General features: G+C 54.7%; 21 protein-coding genes. 6 read left to right on the forward strand and 15 right to left on the reverse strand.

Annotated features, from left to right (window positions below; genetic code table 11):
* Window positions 1–90: 90 nt before the first annotated feature.
* The 3 genes from CHB83_RS23070 to CHB83_RS23080 all read right to left on the reverse strand — a co-directional run bounded on the left by CHB83_RS23070 (window position 91) and on the right by CHB83_RS23080 (window position 2,843).
* A complete protein-coding gene (locus CHB83_RS23070) occupies window positions 91–813 on the reverse strand; it encodes an SDR family NAD(P)-dependent oxidoreductase (protein WP_089334491.1) in 723 nt (240 codons plus the stop codon).
* A 123-nt stretch (window positions 814–936) separates the two neighbouring features.
* Window positions 937–1,842, reverse strand: a complete 906-nt coding sequence (locus tag CHB83_RS23075; protein ID WP_089334492.1) for a helix-turn-helix domain-containing protein — start codon at window positions 1,840–1,842, stop codon at window positions 937–939.
* A gap of 731 nt (window positions 1,843–2,573) precedes the next feature.
* Window positions 2,574–2,843, reverse strand: a complete 270-nt coding sequence (locus CHB83_RS23080; RefSeq protein WP_089334493.1) for a hypothetical protein — start codon at window positions 2,841–2,843, stop codon at window positions 2,574–2,576.
* 509 nt (window positions 2,844–3,352) lie between these two features.
* On the opposite strand from CHB83_RS23080, the gene CHB83_RS23085 reads away from it, so the two are divergent.
* Complete coding sequence (locus tag CHB83_RS23085) at window positions 3,353–4,246, forward strand: replication initiation protein (RefSeq protein ID WP_089334494.1); 894 nt, start codon at window positions 3,353–3,355, stop codon at window positions 4,244–4,246.
* 4 nt (window positions 4,247–4,250) lie between these two features.
* On the opposite strand, the gene CHB83_RS23090 is transcribed toward CHB83_RS23085, so the two are convergent.
* The 4 genes from CHB83_RS23090 to CHB83_RS23700 form a co-directional block, all read right to left on the reverse strand.
* The gene (locus CHB83_RS23090; RefSeq protein WP_089334495.1) at window positions 4,251–4,799 is read right to left on the reverse strand and encodes a helix-turn-helix domain-containing protein; all 549 of its coding nucleotides are present in this window, start codon (window positions 4,797–4,799) and stop codon (window positions 4,251–4,253) included.
* A gap of 563 nt (window positions 4,800–5,362) precedes the next feature.
* Window positions 5,363–5,692 (reverse strand): type II toxin-antitoxin system PemK/MazF family toxin, encoded by a 330-nt coding sequence (locus CHB83_RS23095; RefSeq protein ID WP_089334496.1) that lies wholly within the window; start codon window positions 5,690–5,692, stop codon window positions 5,363–5,365.
* Window positions 5,680–5,937, reverse strand: coding sequence for an AbrB/MazE/SpoVT family DNA-binding domain-containing protein (locus CHB83_RS23100; protein WP_089334497.1), 258 nt, complete (start codon window positions 5,935–5,937; stop codon window positions 5,680–5,682). Before CHB83_RS23100 ends, CHB83_RS23095 begins: the two co-directional genes overlap by 13 nt.
* 198 nt (window positions 5,938–6,135) lie before the next feature.
* Window positions 6,136–6,489 carry a hypothetical protein gene (locus CHB83_RS23700; RefSeq protein ID WP_143437265.1) on the reverse strand — a complete coding sequence of 118 codons (354 nt, stop codon included), beginning with the start codon at window positions 6,487–6,489 and terminating at the stop codon, window positions 6,136–6,138.
* A 294-nt stretch (window positions 6,490–6,783) separates the two neighbouring features.
* Here CHB83_RS23700 and CHB83_RS24455 point away from each other — a divergent pair, with 294 nt between their 5' ends.
* The gene (locus CHB83_RS24455) at window positions 6,784–7,215 is read left to right on the forward strand and encodes a DUF3592 domain-containing protein (protein WP_089334499.1); all 432 of its coding nucleotides are present in this window, start codon (window positions 6,784–6,786) and stop codon (window positions 7,213–7,215) included.
* 168 nt (window positions 7,216–7,383) lie between these two features.
* Here CHB83_RS24455 and CHB83_RS23115 read toward each other — a convergent pair whose 3' ends face one another.
* Together CHB83_RS23115 and CHB83_RS23120 are read right to left on the reverse strand one after the other, a co-directional pair.
* Window positions 7,384–7,665 (reverse strand): hypothetical protein, encoded by a 282-nt coding sequence (locus CHB83_RS23115; protein ID WP_089334500.1) that lies wholly within the window; start codon window positions 7,663–7,665, stop codon window positions 7,384–7,386.
* Window positions 7,666–7,798: 133 nt separating this feature from the next.
* The gene (locus CHB83_RS23120) at window positions 7,799–8,524 is read right to left on the reverse strand and encodes a recombinase family protein (protein WP_245855418.1); all 726 of its coding nucleotides are present in this window, start codon (window positions 8,522–8,524) and stop codon (window positions 7,799–7,801) included.
* Window positions 8,525–8,758: 234 nt separating this feature from the next.
* Here CHB83_RS23120 and CHB83_RS23705 point away from each other — a divergent pair, with 234 nt between their 5' ends.
* Window positions 8,759–9,280, forward strand: coding sequence for a hypothetical protein (locus tag CHB83_RS23705; RefSeq protein WP_143437266.1), 522 nt, complete (start codon window positions 8,759–8,761; stop codon window positions 9,278–9,280).
* Between the two features lie 139 nt (window positions 9,281–9,419).
* Here CHB83_RS23705 and CHB83_RS23130 read toward each other — a convergent pair whose 3' ends face one another.
* From CHB83_RS23130 to CHB83_RS23140, 3 genes are read right to left on the reverse strand one after another with little or no spacing between them, the layout of a single operon-like run.
* Entirely contained in the window at window positions 9,420–9,965 is a 546-nt protein-coding gene (locus CHB83_RS23130) for a hypothetical protein (protein WP_089334502.1), read from the reverse strand.
* Window positions 9,966–9,992: 27 nt separating this feature from the next.
* The gene (locus tag CHB83_RS23135; protein WP_179225627.1) at window positions 9,993–10,922 is read right to left on the reverse strand and encodes a relaxase/mobilization nuclease domain-containing protein; all 930 of its coding nucleotides are present in this window, start codon (window positions 10,920–10,922) and stop codon (window positions 9,993–9,995) included.
* Between the two features lie 14 nt (window positions 10,923–10,936).
* Window positions 10,937–11,329: a plasmid mobilization protein gene (locus CHB83_RS23140; RefSeq protein ID WP_089334504.1), complete on the reverse strand. Its 393-nt coding sequence runs from the start codon at window positions 11,327–11,329 to the stop codon at window positions 10,937–10,939.
* Window positions 11,330–11,572: 243 nt separating this feature from the next.
* Here CHB83_RS23140 and CHB83_RS23710 point away from each other — a divergent pair, with 243 nt between their 5' ends.
* Complete coding sequence (locus CHB83_RS23710) at window positions 11,573–11,830, forward strand: hypothetical protein (protein WP_143437267.1); 258 nt, start codon at window positions 11,573–11,575, stop codon at window positions 11,828–11,830.
* A gap of 19 nt (window positions 11,831–11,849) precedes the next feature.
* Here the strand turns inward: CHB83_RS23710 and CHB83_RS23145 are convergent, their stop codons facing one another.
* Window positions 11,850–12,116 carry a hypothetical protein gene (locus tag CHB83_RS23145; protein WP_089334505.1) on the reverse strand — a complete coding sequence of 89 codons (267 nt, stop codon included), beginning with the start codon at window positions 12,114–12,116 and terminating at the stop codon, window positions 11,850–11,852.
* Between the two features lie 484 nt (window positions 12,117–12,600).
* Here CHB83_RS23145 and CHB83_RS23150 point away from each other — a divergent pair, with 484 nt between their 5' ends.
* Entirely contained in the window at window positions 12,601–13,581 is a 981-nt protein-coding gene (locus tag CHB83_RS23150; RefSeq protein ID WP_089334509.1) for a replication initiation protein, read from the forward strand.
* 8 nt (window positions 13,582–13,589) lie between these two features.
* Here the strand turns inward: CHB83_RS23150 and CHB83_RS23995 are convergent, their stop codons facing one another.
* Window positions 13,590–14,105, reverse strand: coding sequence for a hypothetical protein (locus CHB83_RS23995; protein ID WP_179225628.1), 516 nt, complete (start codon window positions 14,103–14,105; stop codon window positions 13,590–13,592).
* A 163-nt stretch (window positions 14,106–14,268) separates the two neighbouring features.
* Here CHB83_RS23995 and CHB83_RS23160 point away from each other — a divergent pair, with 163 nt between their 5' ends.
* Window positions 14,269–14,499: a hypothetical protein gene (locus CHB83_RS23160; protein ID WP_089334506.1), complete on the forward strand. Its 231-nt coding sequence runs from the start codon at window positions 14,269–14,271 to the stop codon at window positions 14,497–14,499.
* Between the two features lie 43 nt (window positions 14,500–14,542).
* Here CHB83_RS23160 and CHB83_RS23165 read toward each other — a convergent pair.
* Window positions 14,543–14,874, reverse strand: a 332-nt coding sequence (locus CHB83_RS23165; RefSeq protein WP_317044817.1) for a type II toxin-antitoxin system PemK/MazF family toxin, incomplete at its 5' end; no start/stop codon positions are given.

A 14,874-nucleotide genomic window follows, 5' to 3' on the forward strand; every position in this document is an offset into this window, starting at 1 on the left:
CTCCGGCCCAACCCTGGCGAGGCTAAGCACACGGCGCACCAAGCCGTAACTAGGTTCCTGTCCAACGGGACCTAGTTACGGCTATCCGTCTTACCAAGGCGTTACTCCGTCCTCACTCACAAACTGGCCGGTTGGGCCCTCGACCGGCAGCAGCACATACTTCACTACGACGTGGGCGGCATGGGCCGGCGAGTGACCGGTATGGCCCGTAAAGTCAGTTGCCGTCTGGCCCGGATTGACGGCATTGACTTTGAAAGCGGTATCGCGTAGCTCATGGGCCAACATAATGGTCCAGGCGTTGACCATCGCTTTAGACGTGCAGTACGTAACGGGCTTGATGTCGTAATACTCCCACGTGGGGTCTGCTTGCAGCGTCAACGACCCCAGGCTGGAAGACAGGTTGACGATGCGCGGCTGGGGGGCGAGCCGCAGCAGCGGCAACAGCGCTTGGGTGGTGCGCACCACGCCGAAATAATTCGTGTCGAAGAGGGTGTGAAAATCCTTCAGTGCAATGGCCGAGGGCGGTTGCGTAATGTCTCGGCTGGGGATGCCCGCATTGTTCACAAGGGCATCCAGATGCGGCGTCCGCTGACGCACCACGGCGACGGCTTGCCGCACCGACTCGTCGCTGGTCACGTCCAACTCCAGCGCCTGTACGTGCTCGAAGCCCGCGGCGTGCAGGCGCTGCTGCGCTTGCTGACCGGCGGCGGCATTCCGGCACCCGAGAAAGACAAAGTAGCCGGCTTGCAGCAACAGGTGGGCGGTTTCGTAGCCGATGCCTTTGTTGGCACCCGTGATAAGGGCATATTTCATACTAAGAGGCAAACAGGTGGAACAGCCTTGCCACCTTGGCTCAGCCGTACAAAGGTGCCGGGAGCCTGCTCCTACTCCTAACGAGATTCAACCCGATGTGTATGAAATTCAAACGGCGGCCGATCAAGCAGTTCTTTCGGCACTCGGGCCGCTTCGGGCACGCACGGCGGACGGGGTCATGCCCGTATGCTTTTTGAAAAAATTGTTAAAATACGTGGGGTAGGCAAAGCCCAACGCGTACGCAATGTCGGCGGTGCTCCACTCGGTGGTGGCCAGAAGGGCCTTCGCTTCGTGCACGACGCGCTCGGCAATGAGCCCGGACGTCGTCTGGCCCGTGCACTCGCGCACCGCCCGGTTCAGGTGGTTCACATGGACCGAAAGGTAGCGGGCAAAATCACCCGGCGTGCGCAGCTGCAGCGTGTGGGTGGGCGAGGCGATGGGAAACTGCCGGTTCAACAGTTCCTGAAACAGCGACGCCACGCGGGCAGCAGCATTTGGGTGCTGGTAGTAGGTCGTGGGCGGTGGCAGGTGCAGGGCGTAGTCTAGGACCTGGTGTAAGCACTGGCGCACCACTTGCGGCCGGTACGCGGCCCCGGCCTGCAACTGCTGCACCATCTGCTCAAAGAGCTGACTCAACGCCGCATATTGGGCTGCGTCCACCAAGTAGATAGGGTCGCTGCCAAGCCGGAATAGAGGCGATTCCTGCAAGCGGACGGCAGGGTCGCTCTCGGCCATGAAGCCTTCTGTAAACAGGCACAAATAGCCACCTTGCTCTTCGGAGAGCGGTTCCCAGGAATAGGGAATGAGCGGGTTGGAAAAGACCAGGGCGGGTTGCTCAATCAGCACCCCACGGGTGGCGTAGTTGTAGCGCCCGCGGCCGGTTGTCAGCGAAATCTTATAGTAATCGCGCCGGCCGTAGGCCAACGCCCGGGTGCCGAACTGCTGGCGGGTGTAGACCTGGCACAGACCGGAAACGACGAGGGCGGGCAACTGTTCAAGGGAGCTATCTGCTGGGCTTGTGTTCGACATAGTGGGCGAATTAGCGGGCTTCAACGGCAGAGCCAAAAATACACGCTCTACGTCGTAAGAATGAAGCGAGGGGTAACGCGTAGAGCTACTTTCGATGCGCGTGTTGGACCACCCTATTACCCAAGACCCAGGCTGCCCGAAGCCCCGTTGGACATGGACCTAGTTACGGCTTGGTGCGTCGTGTGCTTAGCCTCGCCAGGGTTGGGCCGGAGGTTTTCCCCTGTTTGTTTAACAGCACCCATTTCTTCCCGACTGCCCACTCCTACCGCTACTAGAATTTATGTACTGCTAGCTTGGGGTGAGCAGTTGACGAGAGCTGTAGGGTTTGTGGTTGACACGTTTCGCAACGGTCCCTCTATCTTCGCCCCACTTGCACGGTAAGTCACCCAGCCGGCTTTGTCTGAAAAGACGAAGTCCCGGCTGCTGTAACAACCGGGACTTCAGGAAGTGGGTGGATCAAGCACCCTTACTCCCAAGCGAAAATGGGTAAACGTGCAAAGGCGAAACCAGCTGGTCAGACTAGTTGGTTCCGCATCTCCCTCGAGCTGCTCAAGGCAGCCCTGGGGGGAGCAGTTCGAGCCGTGATAAGTCACTGGCTCGGGCATCCGTAGGATGACGGCGATCTGGGTTTCGGCCCGGGTCGCCGTTTGTATCTGTACGGGCACTGGTAGTTTTCGGACAACGCAAATATAGCCCCTTTACGGCATTCGCACTAGCGCTGGAGTCTCTGCCTATCCGGAAGACCGTTCGATGCGCACAGCGGTGCAGGAAGGGCATCGGGCATGCAGCTGAGCAATGGCCTCGGGTAGCACCGGGTTGGTGGCAATGGGTCCTTGGTAAAGCGCCAGGCTCCAGGCATTACCCGAGCCGACGGTAGCCTGCAGGAACTCCCGGGCCTTGGCCTTCGTGAAGGCCTCGTCGCTGTAGGGCTCGATCTGGTAGAATTTCACCAGCACGGTGCCCAGGGGAGTATTCTTCAAGCGGAAAGTATGGTCAGCCATGGCACAAAGTACGCGTTGCGGGGTGAAAACCACTACAAAAGCCCATTCGGCGAGGCGTAGACGGTACAATTAAGTATTTGACTGTCAAGGGTTTAATGCCAATTTGTGCCGCGCCCAGTGGCGAAGGGCTTCGTGTTCGCTTTGCTTGTTTCCTTGTTGACGTGCTGCTTTCGATGAATGGGTACTGCCCTTCTAAAAGCCCCTCACCCGCACGTTCAAATATTTGTGACAATTCTTTTTCAATACTTGTTATTTGAGGCGCTTGCAACTCATTGAATTACAGACATTTGGAGCACCTAAAGTTGTAAAAAAGTCGGAATAGGTTGTAAAAAAGTCGGTGAAAGTTGTAAAAAAGTCTGTGGATAAGCAGTTGAAAGTTGTAAAAAAGTCGGTGTGAGATGAATTGAAGTTGTAAAAAAGTCGGTGAAAGTTGCACAAGCATAGTTGCACTACACTTTAACAATACAACTTTTATTGTTAGGTTTGATCCTCAACTATTTATTAGTAGCATGAATCCAGTAACTCTCTGGCAGGATAACGCTCTCACTATTGCCCGTTATGAGATGACGGCTTTGGAGAAAAACATCTTATACATGGTAATGGCTAGCATCCGCAAGGATGATCCGGTAACTACCGTTTACCAAGTGTCGGCCAAAGAATTGATGGCTTTAACTGGGGAGGAAGTAAAGGTTTCCGATATGCAACGGGCTACGAAAAAGCTCATCACGCGCTATTTTGAAACGACCCTGTCTAATGGCGATTTCCTACAGGCTACGTTTGTGGCCTCAGCTCTTTACCGCAAAGGCCAAGGGATCATTGAGCTAGAGCTGAGCCAGAAGGTACGGCCGCTGTATGTGGAACTGAAGGATCGTTTCACTACTCTGCAGCTACACACAGCACTGACCCTGAACAGCAAGTATGCTAAACGCCTGTACGAGCTGTTTTCGATGTACAAGAACCTGCCGGATAAGACCTTCTGCATTGACGTACAGGAACTGAAGCAGCGCCTAGACCTTATCGATGCCAAAACGGGTAAGGACCGCTACGAGAAATGGACTCATTTCAAGAAAGCAGCGCTTGATCCAGCGGAAAAAGAGATCAATGGCAAGGCCGACTTGTCTTTCAGCTACCAACCTATCAAACGAGGCCGTAGCGTGGCTCAAATCGAATTTACGATACGATACCAGCCTAACACACCAATCGTAGCCTACGAGGGCCCGAATGCAGCAGTATTTGGGCGCTTGACGACGCACCTCGGCTTACGCCAGGACCAAGCGCATAAAGTACTCAGTCTGCATCCGCTTGACGGCATCAACAGGCACCTGCACAAGATTCAGCTAAGAATGCTTAACAATGAGCTAGAGAATGTAGGAGCTTATACCGCTAAGATCTTCGGCGTATAGATCCCTACTTGCCGAACATACGTTGCCAAAAAGTCTTTTTTGGCTGTTCCAATATGGGTTCTACTTGGGATGCTTCGCTTGGCTCTGGTAATCGTTTCTGCAACTCCCCTAGCTGCTCATTCTGACGCAGTATAAGCTCCTCAATGTGGCCTATCCGCTGACTATTCACCTGACTAGTCAGCGCGTTTAGCACATCATTCTGTTCCAGTAGCCGGTGCTGCAACTTCTGAATAGTTTGATCTCGCTCAGCAAGTGCGGCCTGCAATCGCACAATCTCCTCTACTTGATCAGGAACTACTAGAGCAGGCAATTGTGGCTCTGGTATATCCGATACTGGTAACTGTCCTGCTGATACAACAGGAGTATACTGTTCCGTAAGAAACTGCAGACTGACTAGATAGGCGTTTCCCTTTGCGGTTTTCTCCGTCCGCACGTGACTAGTCAGCCCATGCTGTTTGACTAGTCGCCGAATCGTCTGTTCAGAACGGCCAAATTGCTTGGCTGCCTCTTTGATCGTCAGAAATTCGTGGGTAGTCAGCGGGGTAGGCTCCATAGTAGGATGAGTAGTCAGAGCCAGCAAACTACGCCTCTATTCGCTAAAACCCTATTTTACATCGTGGACACTGATTAGTCACCGTTACTTATTATTGACTAGTCACTCGCTCACTCCGACTAATCAGACCACAGCAACTAAAACAGGTTGACTAGTCAAGCCAACAAGTATGACTAGTCATTCATGCGTTGCTTGACTAGTCATATCGCACCTATATACTAATGAGCGCGTTATCGATCACACAAGCGTTTCATTTTTACCTACTTTACCTACCTTCTTTTCCTTCACAGCCCAATGCCGACTCTCGTATTGAAGCCAACCGATGCGCAGGACGTTAAACTGCTGCTCAGCCTAGCTCATCGCTTGAGAGTAGAAATCTCGCTCGTGCCCACCCCTGACCCGACGCAACTGGAATCCCGCTTTTTGCCTTGGCGGGTAGTTGGCAATCCAAAGAAACAGGGGAGGAGCTGAATGCCCAGCTGCAGGCAGCGCGTTTGTCTAACCGCGGGGAGGAGAGCTTATAAGTCATAGGCGCGGCCAAAGCATCTAACAGGACCTAATTATTAGTGAAACATCTCTTGCAGCCGGTCACAGACGTCCTGCGCCGTAGCGGTAGGCACTACTCCTAAGCGGCGTACCAGGCGGGTTTTGTCCACGGAGCGGATATGGTCGAGTGCTACCTGACCCTCCTTGCCCTGGAAGGTGCAGTCCACTCGGGAAGGATAGTCGCGCCGGGTGCTGGTCAGCGCGGCAATGGTGACCGTGCGCAGGTAGCGGTTCATCTCGTCGGGAGAGAGCACCACGCAGGGGCGGGTCTTGTTGATTTCGCTGCCCTGGGTCGGGTCCAGGTTCACCAGCCACACCTCGAAGCGCTGCACCGCTACCACTGCCATTCGGTATCCTCAAAGTCGTCAGCAAATCCCTCCAGCAGCTCACCCTCCGGGGCCTGGCCCTGAGCCAGGGCGTGCTGGAAGCGCTCGTCCCAGCCCTGACGGCGAGGCTTTACCACGGGCGTGATGAGCAGGCCCTCGGGCGTGGGCTGCAGGTCCACTTCGCCGGTGAGGTGGTACTGCTGCAGTAACTTCTTGGGCAGCACAATCCCCTGGGAATTGCCTACCCGAATCAGGCGCGTGTTCATAACAGCAAATGTACGTACAATGTAAGTACATTTGCTCGCTGCTGTTGGTTTCACTTGCTAGAAAACAGCCATCTTGGTACCGATAAATCTTCGCTTATCGGTACTAAGTTTTGGGCCCGAAATGCCGGCTCCAGTAAACATAAATCCACTTATCAGACAAAACTACTTACGAGATGGCCTCGTGCTACTATCCCATTCTTAGTACGAGGAGACTTTGCAGTGCTTGTTTACATAGTGCACAAACGCATTGGCAAAGCGGCGGGAGCGTTCTCGTTCGGCCCAATTTATTTCGGTGATGGTATCGTGGGTCTGCATATCCACTTTAAACACGCGATAATTATGAGAGCGTTTAACCAGTTCGCCTTCACAAATAAGTTGAGCAGTTCGCTGATTCACAACTTGATCGGCTGTGTGCGGGTTGTTATCCTGAAGGCAAGCACAGAATGCCGCACCTGCCACCTGCCCATCTTCCATGTTTTGGCACCCTACGACCAGCATGGTTATGGCTGCCAGTGGAAGAAGCGTTCGTGGGATAGGACAGCGGATGGCCATGGGGAAATTGCGGAGAGAAAGTAAAGGATGTTAGTATTTAGAACAGCACTTTACATGTTGTTTTCTAAGGCGGCCTGTCGTTTCAAACTAGACAAAAACAAGAGCTAAAACTTGCGGTTTCTTGATTTGAATATCAGAATATTCGCTAAACATAATGTATGTTCTCGGACCCAACTCGGAAAAGTGACGGTTTTACTCTTTGCCGCCCTGACTTCCAGTTGTGGTACTTTGCTGGGGGAACGAGCCCTACTGTCAACGATTTAAAAAAGGAGGTGTTTATGTTTCTTTGCGGGTATGCCCACTAACTATGTTGCCGTCGGGGCCGTTTGCTTGGCTGGAATTGGCTTAGCGGTCCGTGAACTTTGGAAATGGCGAACTACCCAGCACCTAGGGCAGCAGGGCCTTTCTGCAGCGGCCACCATCCTCGCGGTACAAACCGTCGCTCAACCCAAGGGCGGACCCGTACAGCGGTTGGAAGTCGTCTACCGTACCCACTCCGGCACGCAGTATCGACGCTGGCTTGTGGCAGAGAACAATGCGTCTGAAGAGGAGTATGTGGTCGGGGATGAAGTGGCAATCTGTTATGACGCCCGGCACCCGGACCACTGCGTACTCGAGTCCATTCTAACTGCGCCGTGGTGGGAATCCCCCCTTTACCGGGGGATACTTTTGCTGGGGATTTTCGGCTATTTTCTGTGGCAGGCAGTGTTACACTTGCGCACGTGATGCCCCTTTATAGGGACTGATAAGTGGAGTTTATCAGGGCGGGAGTGCTGGGCTCGATTGAAACGCCTGAGCAGGACCGGGTAGGCTCCGAGCAGCGCCCAGCTGCACCGGCAGTATCACACGGCTGCCCACGTTTCTGGGATGCTCCTGATCTAGATGGAAACCCGACTAGTCTGCTTCTCGCACGAGGGCCACTAACTGTCCGTGGCCGACAATGTGCCCGGGGTGCCCGAAGTAAAAGGTGGTGTGCACGTAACGTTCCGATATTCGGTCGTCCGGGTCGAGGATTACCACCTGTACGCGGACGGGCGCATACGAATCGGCGACGTGCTGAAATTCACACGGCATGCAGTACTCCGGGGTATCCTCCGCCCACACCGATGTGCGGAGTCCGGGGCGTAGCCGGACCTCTGGAAGCGAGCAAGTAAAGTCAAACTCGAGGTCCTTCATGCCAAGGTCAGTTAGGGGTGAAAGGTAAGACGAGCCGGGCAAGAGATGGGTGTTCTACCACGTCTTTGAGCAACGGCAGCTTCAAGCTCAAGAATCAGGACTGATAAGCCGATATTAGCAGGCCCTATCGCCCCTAACCGTAGTGTTGCTCAGCGGGTGGTCGTGGGATGCCGTTTGCCCGCTCATAGAGGCGCTGCACCTGCTTCTGGTTGAACGTGCCTCCTCGGCTGGCCTGAAACCCGGCGGCATTCAGCTCCCGCGCTATTTGGCTGAAGCTAGTACCCTGTCCCCGGCGGGCGAGAATAAGCGCCGTGGCCTTCCGGTTGTGGTCGTTTTCCGCCGCGTTGCGCTGCCGTACTTCCAGCCCCTGCCGCCGCACGTACTCCGTTAGATTCTCCGGCCTCCCCAACTTCACTCCCTTCGTTTTCAAGACCCCCAGGGCGGCTTTGGTGCGACCGGAAATAAGCTTGCGTTCCTGCTCGGCCAGGGCCGCCATAATGTGCAGCGTGAACGGGGTGGCCTCGGGTAAGTCGCAGGCCACGAAGTTGACGCCCGTCTCCATCAGCGTCGCAATAAAGGCCACGTTCCGGCTTAGGCGGTCCAGCTTGGCAATGATGAGCATGGCCCCTTCCTTCTTGGCATAGGCAATGGCCCCGAGCAGCTGCGGGCGCCGGTTCTTCTTCCCCGACTCAATTTCCGTGTACTCGGCCAGCAGCGGGGCCTCCTTTACGTAGGCCAGGACGGTGGTGCGCTGCGCCGCCAGGCCCAGCCCGGACTGTCCTTGCTGGCTGGTCGATACCCGGTAATAGGCCACGTACTGCATTGCTTCCTGGTTGCGGTTGAGCAGGAAGGTAGCCACAAGTAGTCATTTTACAAACGGTCATTTCTAAAATGACTAAGTCACTGGCTTGGCCTATGCAATTTCTGGTTGAACATAATGGTAGCTTCTCAGACCACCCTCGGAATAGTGGTGGGTTTAGCTTCCCTGCATGGAATGATGCGGATGTAGTACTTTGCTAAGGAGTAGACCAACAAATGAACCTGAAATTGCCAATTCAAGATTGGTTAACACAGCTATACTACTTAGCAAACTATGTTTTCTAACAGAGCAACTCGTAACTATCGAAATGACAAAGACATGGTATTAACTAATAAAATTCTTCTTACCTGCACTCTACTGAGTACTCTTTCCTGTCAAAAGAATGATCCCAAACCATATGTGCGAGATTTACCGTCCAAGTTCCGATTTGCTATAGTCGATAATACAGGACAGCCACTGTTGACTAAATCTGACCAAAAAGTGGTGCTTTCTTTCACGCAAAACGGACAGAACAAAGAGATCACAGGCTATCAGTTGATTGCACTACCGACTGATAATCCCCTAAAAGGGTACATCTATTCCTCCCTGGATGCCGCTATGTTCAGTGGCGACAATGGCATTAGAGAGTTCTATGTGAATGTAAATGGCAGAACAGACACCATTTATTTGGAGGTTGAAAAATCTAAGACTGCTAATGCTGCTGGTGGTCTATACACCTACCGCCATGTTAAATTTAACGGGCAAGAAATAGTTGAACAGACTGATATTAGCAGCTACGTATTTAAGCAACAGTAAATAACGGTCTCAAAAGAATACTCTAATAATGTTCATTTGGGACCAGTTCCAACAATAATAATCCCATTTCATGATATCCACAGGGCCTCTCTTACTTACTCGTGCTCGAGTAAGTAAGAGAGGCCCTGTGGATAAAACCCTACTTCTTTGGCTGGTGGAAGAGTTTACGGGTCAGTACAGGGTTGGCCTTATTCAGCCGCAAATACCCCGACACCAGCCAATCACTATTCCTTCGTTCTTGGGCTAGTGAATCCCGGTAGGCTACCGCCAGGTTGGTGACCTGCTGCGCGACCTTATCCCGCTCTGCCTTAGCCTGCCAGGCCTGCACGGTGGCCACCGTCAGCCCCAGCACGAGCACCACGACGCCAAATAAGAGCCGCCAGTCGGTAAACCCCCATACCTGGCCCATAACGGGCACACTCTTGGGGATCCGGTTCACTACCTGCTCCAACCGCTGGGCACCCGTGGCCAGCGTGTTTTCGACCTTTTCCGGGCTCGTCAGGTGGGGCTGTATCTGTTGGGCAACCCCCTCGTAGTTGATCGTGAAGCGCGTGCCCTGCTTGGCCTCCTGTAGCAGCTGCGCCACCTGCGCCTGGCTCACTGGCTGCCCCTGCTCCTGCACCCGTTTACTCAGGGCTTCAATCCCCTTCCGGATAGCGTTGATATCTTCAAAAAGCTCTTGCATAAGTTGTTACTAATAAAATAGATAAGATTACTCGCCGATGCCCAGCCCCCGGTTTCGCTCCTGACCCGTTGTGCGTTCGGGCTGCTGCCGTTGCTTAGCCTGGGCATACTCGGCCGCCAGCTTCGCCAGCGCATAGTCTTGGCCCACTTGCTGTAGGGCCTGGGCCGGCTCCTGGCCCAACTCCCGGGCCTTCGCAAAACCCTTTTCCAGGTTCCCCGCGCTGTACTCGCGTCCGACCTGGCTGCCCTTCACCCGGTGCCCGTCCTGCGCGAACACCACCCCGGCCGGGCTCCCGTCCTTGCGCCGGGTCAGCTCCAGCCCGATACCGCGAGCCTGTAGTGCTTCGCGTAGCTCCTCGAAGCTGCGGGCCTGGCCGGCCGTGTAGCTCAGGGCCCGGCCAATCTCCTGTCGGGCACGGCTCCACTCCGCCGACTGCTCCTCCTTCGGGGTCGTGGCCTTCTGCTGCTTAGGAGTCGGCCCGATCTCACGAGCCTGCTTCCGGCCCACCTGATCCGCCACGATCAGTCCGTACTCCTGCTCGATGCCCTTGCACACGTCCACGCTGCGCGAGCGGATAAACTGGTCGCTCACCGTCTGCCCGTCCAGATCCACCCGATTCACCACCAGGTGCATATGCGGGTGGGCTTTGTCCTGGTGCCGCACCACCGCCCACTGCGTGTTCTCCGGGTCGATCTGCAGACCCTTCAGGTAATCCTGGGCAATGCGGCCCATCACCTCCGGCGTCACCTTCTCCTTTTCCTCGGCCGGGAAGGCCAGCGCCACGTGCAGCACCGCCTTGCCCAAGGTGGGGCGCATGGCCCGCACCGCGTCGAAGTCCGCCGCCATGTGGGCGGCGCTGTCGGTACGCACCCCGTGCGCGGCCAGCACCTCGGCCCCTTTGTCCGGGGTTTTCTCCTGCAGCACGTACCGGCACATGGCCCCGAACGACTGGTTCACCTTCACCTTGCCAATCATGACGCCTCGCCCGTCAGCCGCTTCAACAAGTGGTGCATCTGCCCCAGCACCGTCGTGGCGCCGGTGCGCTGGTCCTGCCCTAGGTGGGCCAGCTTGGTGAGCTGGTTCAGGTTCGCCGCCATGCCGGCCAGCTGCGCTAGCTGCCGGGCTTCCTCGGGCGTCGGTGGGGCCTGCAGCTTGGTAGCTGTTTTCTGTTTGAGCCACACCGACCGCAGCACCTCGCCCTGGCTGAGCCGGTACCGTTCGGCCTCGCGGGTCAGGCGCTCGTGCTCCGCATCGGTGAGCCGCACGCTCACCACGTGGCGCTGCTTGTCGGCCAGCGGGCCGGGCTTGCGTCCGCCTTTACGGGGGCGGTGGGGAGTGGAATTGGCAGGGGTGTTTTCTTCCATATGGGTGGCCCCTGAAGGGGCAAGTGGAGTGAGCCCAACGGGCGAACGGGTTTTGGGGATTGCGCGAAGCGCGATTCACAAAACACATCTTGCGAACAACGCCAGAACGGCCCGGGGCTGCGCCTCAAGGTACGTCCACGCCGGCACATATACAACTGGGCTGGTACGGTTCCTCGTGGCTCAACATCTCGCGAGCTGAACCGTATTATTTTAGTATATTCAAACATGTCTATGTAAAAAGCCATGCGCGTCCCTCCTTTTCACTCTCCTCTGCGCGGTATTGGTTTGGAAGAGGCTTGGCATGACCACAGCGAGTGCCCCATTGGCAAAAGCATTCACCCCCACGACCGCATCCTAGGTACTGGTTGTTCTCTGGCACGCTGCAAATTCTGCGTGCTACTCGACGAGCCATTGAGCAACACCCACACAGATACCCTACTACCCCTGCCCCATTATCCACCCGAGAAAGCCAGAATAAAGACGCTGGTCAACACTTGGTGACTTCGGAGGCTCCTCGGTGTCAGGATGACTGTTCGATGCGCACAGCGGTGCAGGAAGGGCATCGGGCGTGCAGCTGGGCAATGGCCTCGGGTAGCACGGTGTTCGTATCAATGGGGCCTTGGTAGAGCGCCAGGCTCCAGGCATTACCCGAGCCGACGGTGGTCTGCAGGAACTCCCGGGCCTTAGCCTTCGTGAAGGCCTCGTCGCTGTAGGGCTCGATCTGGTAGAACTTCACCAGCACGGTGCCCAGTGGGGTATTCTTCAAGCGGAAAGTATGGTCAGCCATGGCACAAAGTACGCGTAGAGAGCGGAAAACCGCGTCAAACGCCCCTTTTTGGAGGTCTAGGTAGTATAATTAAGTATTTGATTATCAAGTATTTAATGCTATTTTGTGCCGCGCCCAGTGTTGGAAGGCTTCGTGTTTGATTTGCTTGTTTTTGCTGATCGGTAATCCTACTTATCCACACTTTAAAAGCCTTTTTTTGCGCAACACAATTGTGTTTTTCTATTTGTAACCTATTTGTCTATTTGAGAGACTAGCAACCATTTGAATATCAACAGATTCCATGCCACAAACCGAACAGATTATAAGCAAAGCCGAACAGATTATAAGTGAACCCGAACAGATCATAAGTGGAAAATGAGTCTAACCCGAACAGATTATAAGTCTAACCCGAACAGATTATAAGCGAATCCGAACATATCTAACGAAGTGTTTTTTATTAGTGTTCGTCTTTACTAGCTTCGCCCTTGCAATCAAGCTGCTAGCTATGAAGTCTGACCTAGAAGTACGCCAACATAATGCGCTGACTAATGCGCGGTATGAGTACACCGAGACACAATCCAACATCTTTCTAGTGTTGCTCTCGAAGCTGCGGAAGGATGCCCCGGACGCCGTATATCAGATAACGGTCCCCGAAATGGAGAAAGCAACGGGCAGCCAATACAATTACAAGCAGCTGCGCGAATCCACAAAGGAGATGATGAGCCGCGTTCACGAAATAAATACGCTGCACAATGGCCGCGAAGTGTTCCGGCAGCTCGTCTTATTCAAGCGGATTGATTATATCCTTGGGACGGGGGTTATTGAGTTAGAGTTCAACGAGTACGCTACGCAATATCTGTTTGACCTTAAGAATAACTTCACCTCCTTTCAGGTGCAAGCAGCCCTAAGCCTGACTAGTAAGCACGCCAAGCGGATCTACCAGATCTGCAGCCAGTGGAAGGATAAAGGCGAAACCAAGAAAATGGCTATTCTGGACCTGAAGAAAACCCTTAGCCTAGCCGATGACAAAGGCCGTGAAGAGTACACGGAGATTTCAATGTTCAAAAAGAACGTATTAGACGTAGCCGTGAAGCAAATCAATGAGAAAACGGATTTGCTGATTGGTTACAAGCTAGAAAAAGTGGGGCGTGGCTTTAAAAACATTGTCTTCACGGTCAAGCCGCAAGCAGTGGCGCTTCCATTAGCATTCGGGTTGCTGCCGGATGAAGCACCCAGCTTGGCTACTCACCAGGTTGAGAACGCCGGGCGGCTGCTCGCGCAGCTAAGCATTACCACCCCTGCTCTGGTTGAACAGATTCTAGGCAACCCCTCACACGTTGCGGCCTGCAACAAGTTTGCGCATGACTTGAAAACAGGTAGGCATACTAGCGCCCGTTCCCTCTCGGGCCTGCTGCTCACAATGCTTGGCATCAAGAAAGCAACTGCTGGCGGGCCTCTATTTGCCAAGCCCACTAAAGCCAATTAACCTTACTCCTACTTTCCGAACACTCGCTGCCAAAACCCTTTGCGCTCCGGCTCAGCTAGCCGAGCGGCAATGCCCTCGACCATCTGGGTTAGCTGCTCCACCTGCACCTGCAAATCGCGAGGGCTGGCCACCGCTTGTCCGGTCGCCTCCGCTTGGATGAGTTGTCCCTGAGCAAAGCCGCGCACGTCGTCATTTAGGTATTGCCCCAAAGTTTTACCGGCGCGTTCAGCCGCCTTCTCCAGAACAGCCCGGGTTTCCCGCTCTACCCCGCGGATTGACCAGGTAACGGCCGTACTACTGGCTGGTTTCGGCGGCCTCCCTCCCTTCTTTGCTGTCTTACTAGCTGTAAGACGCTCTCCTTCACCACTTTCGCCCTCTGTAGTACTAGTACTGGTTTCAGTAAGACTGATTTCTGGGGCTGTCTTACCATTTTCAGTCTCTGTAAGACCTATTTCAGAATCTGTCTTACTCATTGGAGTTTCTGTCAGACTAGGTTTGGACTGCATAATCAATGTGTCAGACATAATGTGTGACGCATAATTACGCCGAAAACTTTGGTATTACATGGTGTCTTACAGCAGACAAATGGCCTGCTTGCTCTTATTAAAGCCTTTCTTTCAATTTCTTATCCATGAAGCGTTTTCACAGCACATCCCATGAGCGGTAGGTATCAACCTAACCGCACACATGAAGCAACCAAAAAAGCGCTGGGCCTGGACGGCTCGGCAACGGGGACGTTGCCATCACCGGCGCGACCATCGAATCACCTCGCCCGCACCGACCTTTCTGCGGGAGAAATGGCACCAGCACCGGGCCCGCACTCGGCAAGCGCTACACCAAGTGCTGGCCGGCTACGACGAGGGCCACGTAACCTTTCCCTACCAGCCCCGCCACAGTGGGCAGTACGATTGGGCATAAAACAAACCGGCCCGCTACTACAGCGGGCCGGTTCTGTTTAGGATTAGTATTGAAACATCTCCTGCAGCCGATCGCAAACCTCCTGCGCCGTGGTGGTAGGCAGTGCTCCTAAGCGGCGCACCAAACGGGTCTTGTCCACGGAGCGGATGTGGTCGAGCGCGACCTGGCCTTCCTTGCCCTGAAAGGTGCAATCCACCCGGGAAGGGTAGTCACGCCGGGTGCTGGTCAGGGCCGCAATGGTCACCGTGCGTAGGTAGCGGTTCATCTCGTCGGGAGAGAGCACCACGCAGGGGCGGGTCTTGTTGATTTCGCTGCCCTGGGTCGGGTCCAGGTTCACCAGCCACACCTCGAAGCGCTGCACCGCTACCACTGCCA

The organism is Hymenobacter mucosus, assembly GCF_900188255.1.
GTDB lineage: Bacteria > Bacteroidota > Bacteroidia > Cytophagales > Hymenobacteraceae > Hymenobacter > Hymenobacter mucosus.

Bases quoted from the DNA above. Each gene is read 5' to 3' on its own strand.
- CHB83_RS23130 (WP_089334502.1), bottom strand. From the start codon at position 9,965: ATGCAAGAGCTTTTTGAAGATATCAACGCTATCCGGAAGGGGATTGAA.
- CHB83_RS23085 (WP_089334494.1), top strand. From the start codon at position 3,353: ATGAATCCAGTAACTCTCTGGCAGGATAACGCTCTCACTATTGCCCGT.
- CHB83_RS23705 (WP_143437266.1), top strand. From the start codon at position 8,759: ATGTTTTCTAACAGAGCAACTCGTAACTATCGAAATGACAAAGACATG.
- CHB83_RS23080 (WP_089334493.1), bottom strand. From the start codon at position 2,843: ATGGCTGACCATACTTTCCGCTTGAAGAATACTCCCCTGGGCACCGTG.
- CHB83_RS23150 (WP_089334509.1), top strand. From the start codon at position 12,601: ATGAAGTCTGACCTAGAAGTACGCCAACATAATGCGCTGACTAATGCG.
- CHB83_RS23070 (WP_089334491.1), bottom strand. From the start codon at position 813: ATGAAATATGCCCTTATCACGGGTGCCAACAAAGGCATCGGCTACGAA.
- CHB83_RS23145 (WP_089334505.1), bottom strand. From the start codon at position 12,116: ATGGCTGACCATACTTTCCGCTTGAAGAATACCCCACTGGGCACCGTG.
- CHB83_RS23700 (WP_143437265.1), bottom strand. From the start codon at position 6,489: ATGGCCATCCGCTGTCCTATCCCACGAACGCTTCTTCCACTGGCAGCC.
- CHB83_RS23710 (WP_143437267.1), top strand. From the start codon at position 11,573: ATGCGCGTCCCTCCTTTTCACTCTCCTCTGCGCGGTATTGGTTTGGAA.
- CHB83_RS23100 (WP_089334497.1), bottom strand. From the start codon at position 5,937: ATGAACACGCGCCTGATTCGGGTAGGCAATTCCCAGGGGATTGTGCTG.
- CHB83_RS23140 (WP_089334504.1), bottom strand. From the start codon at position 11,329: ATGGAAGAAAACACCCCTGCCAATTCCACTCCCCACCGCCCCCGTAAA.
- CHB83_RS23115 (WP_089334500.1), bottom strand. From the start codon at position 7,665: ATGAAGGACCTCGAGTTTGACTTTACTTGCTCGCTTCCAGAGGTCCGG.
- CHB83_RS23090 (WP_089334495.1), bottom strand. From the start codon at position 4,799: ATGGAGCCTACCCCGCTGACTACCCACGAATTTCTGACGATCAAAGAG.
- CHB83_RS23160 (WP_089334506.1), top strand. From the start codon at position 14,269: ATGAAGCAACCAAAAAAGCGCTGGGCCTGGACGGCTCGGCAACGGGGA.
- CHB83_RS23095 (WP_089334496.1), bottom strand. From the start codon at position 5,692: ATGGCAGTGGTAGCGGTGCAGCGCTTCGAGGTGTGGCTGGTGAACCTG.
- CHB83_RS23075 (WP_089334492.1), bottom strand. From the start codon at position 1,842: ATGTCGAACACAAGCCCAGCAGATAGCTCCCTTGAACAGTTGCCCGCC.
- CHB83_RS24455 (WP_089334499.1), top strand. From the start codon at position 6,784: ATGCCCACTAACTATGTTGCCGTCGGGGCCGTTTGCTTGGCTGGAATT.
- CHB83_RS23995 (WP_179225628.1), bottom strand. From the start codon at position 14,105: ATGTCTGACACATTGATTATGCAGTCCAAACCTAGTCTGACAGAAACT.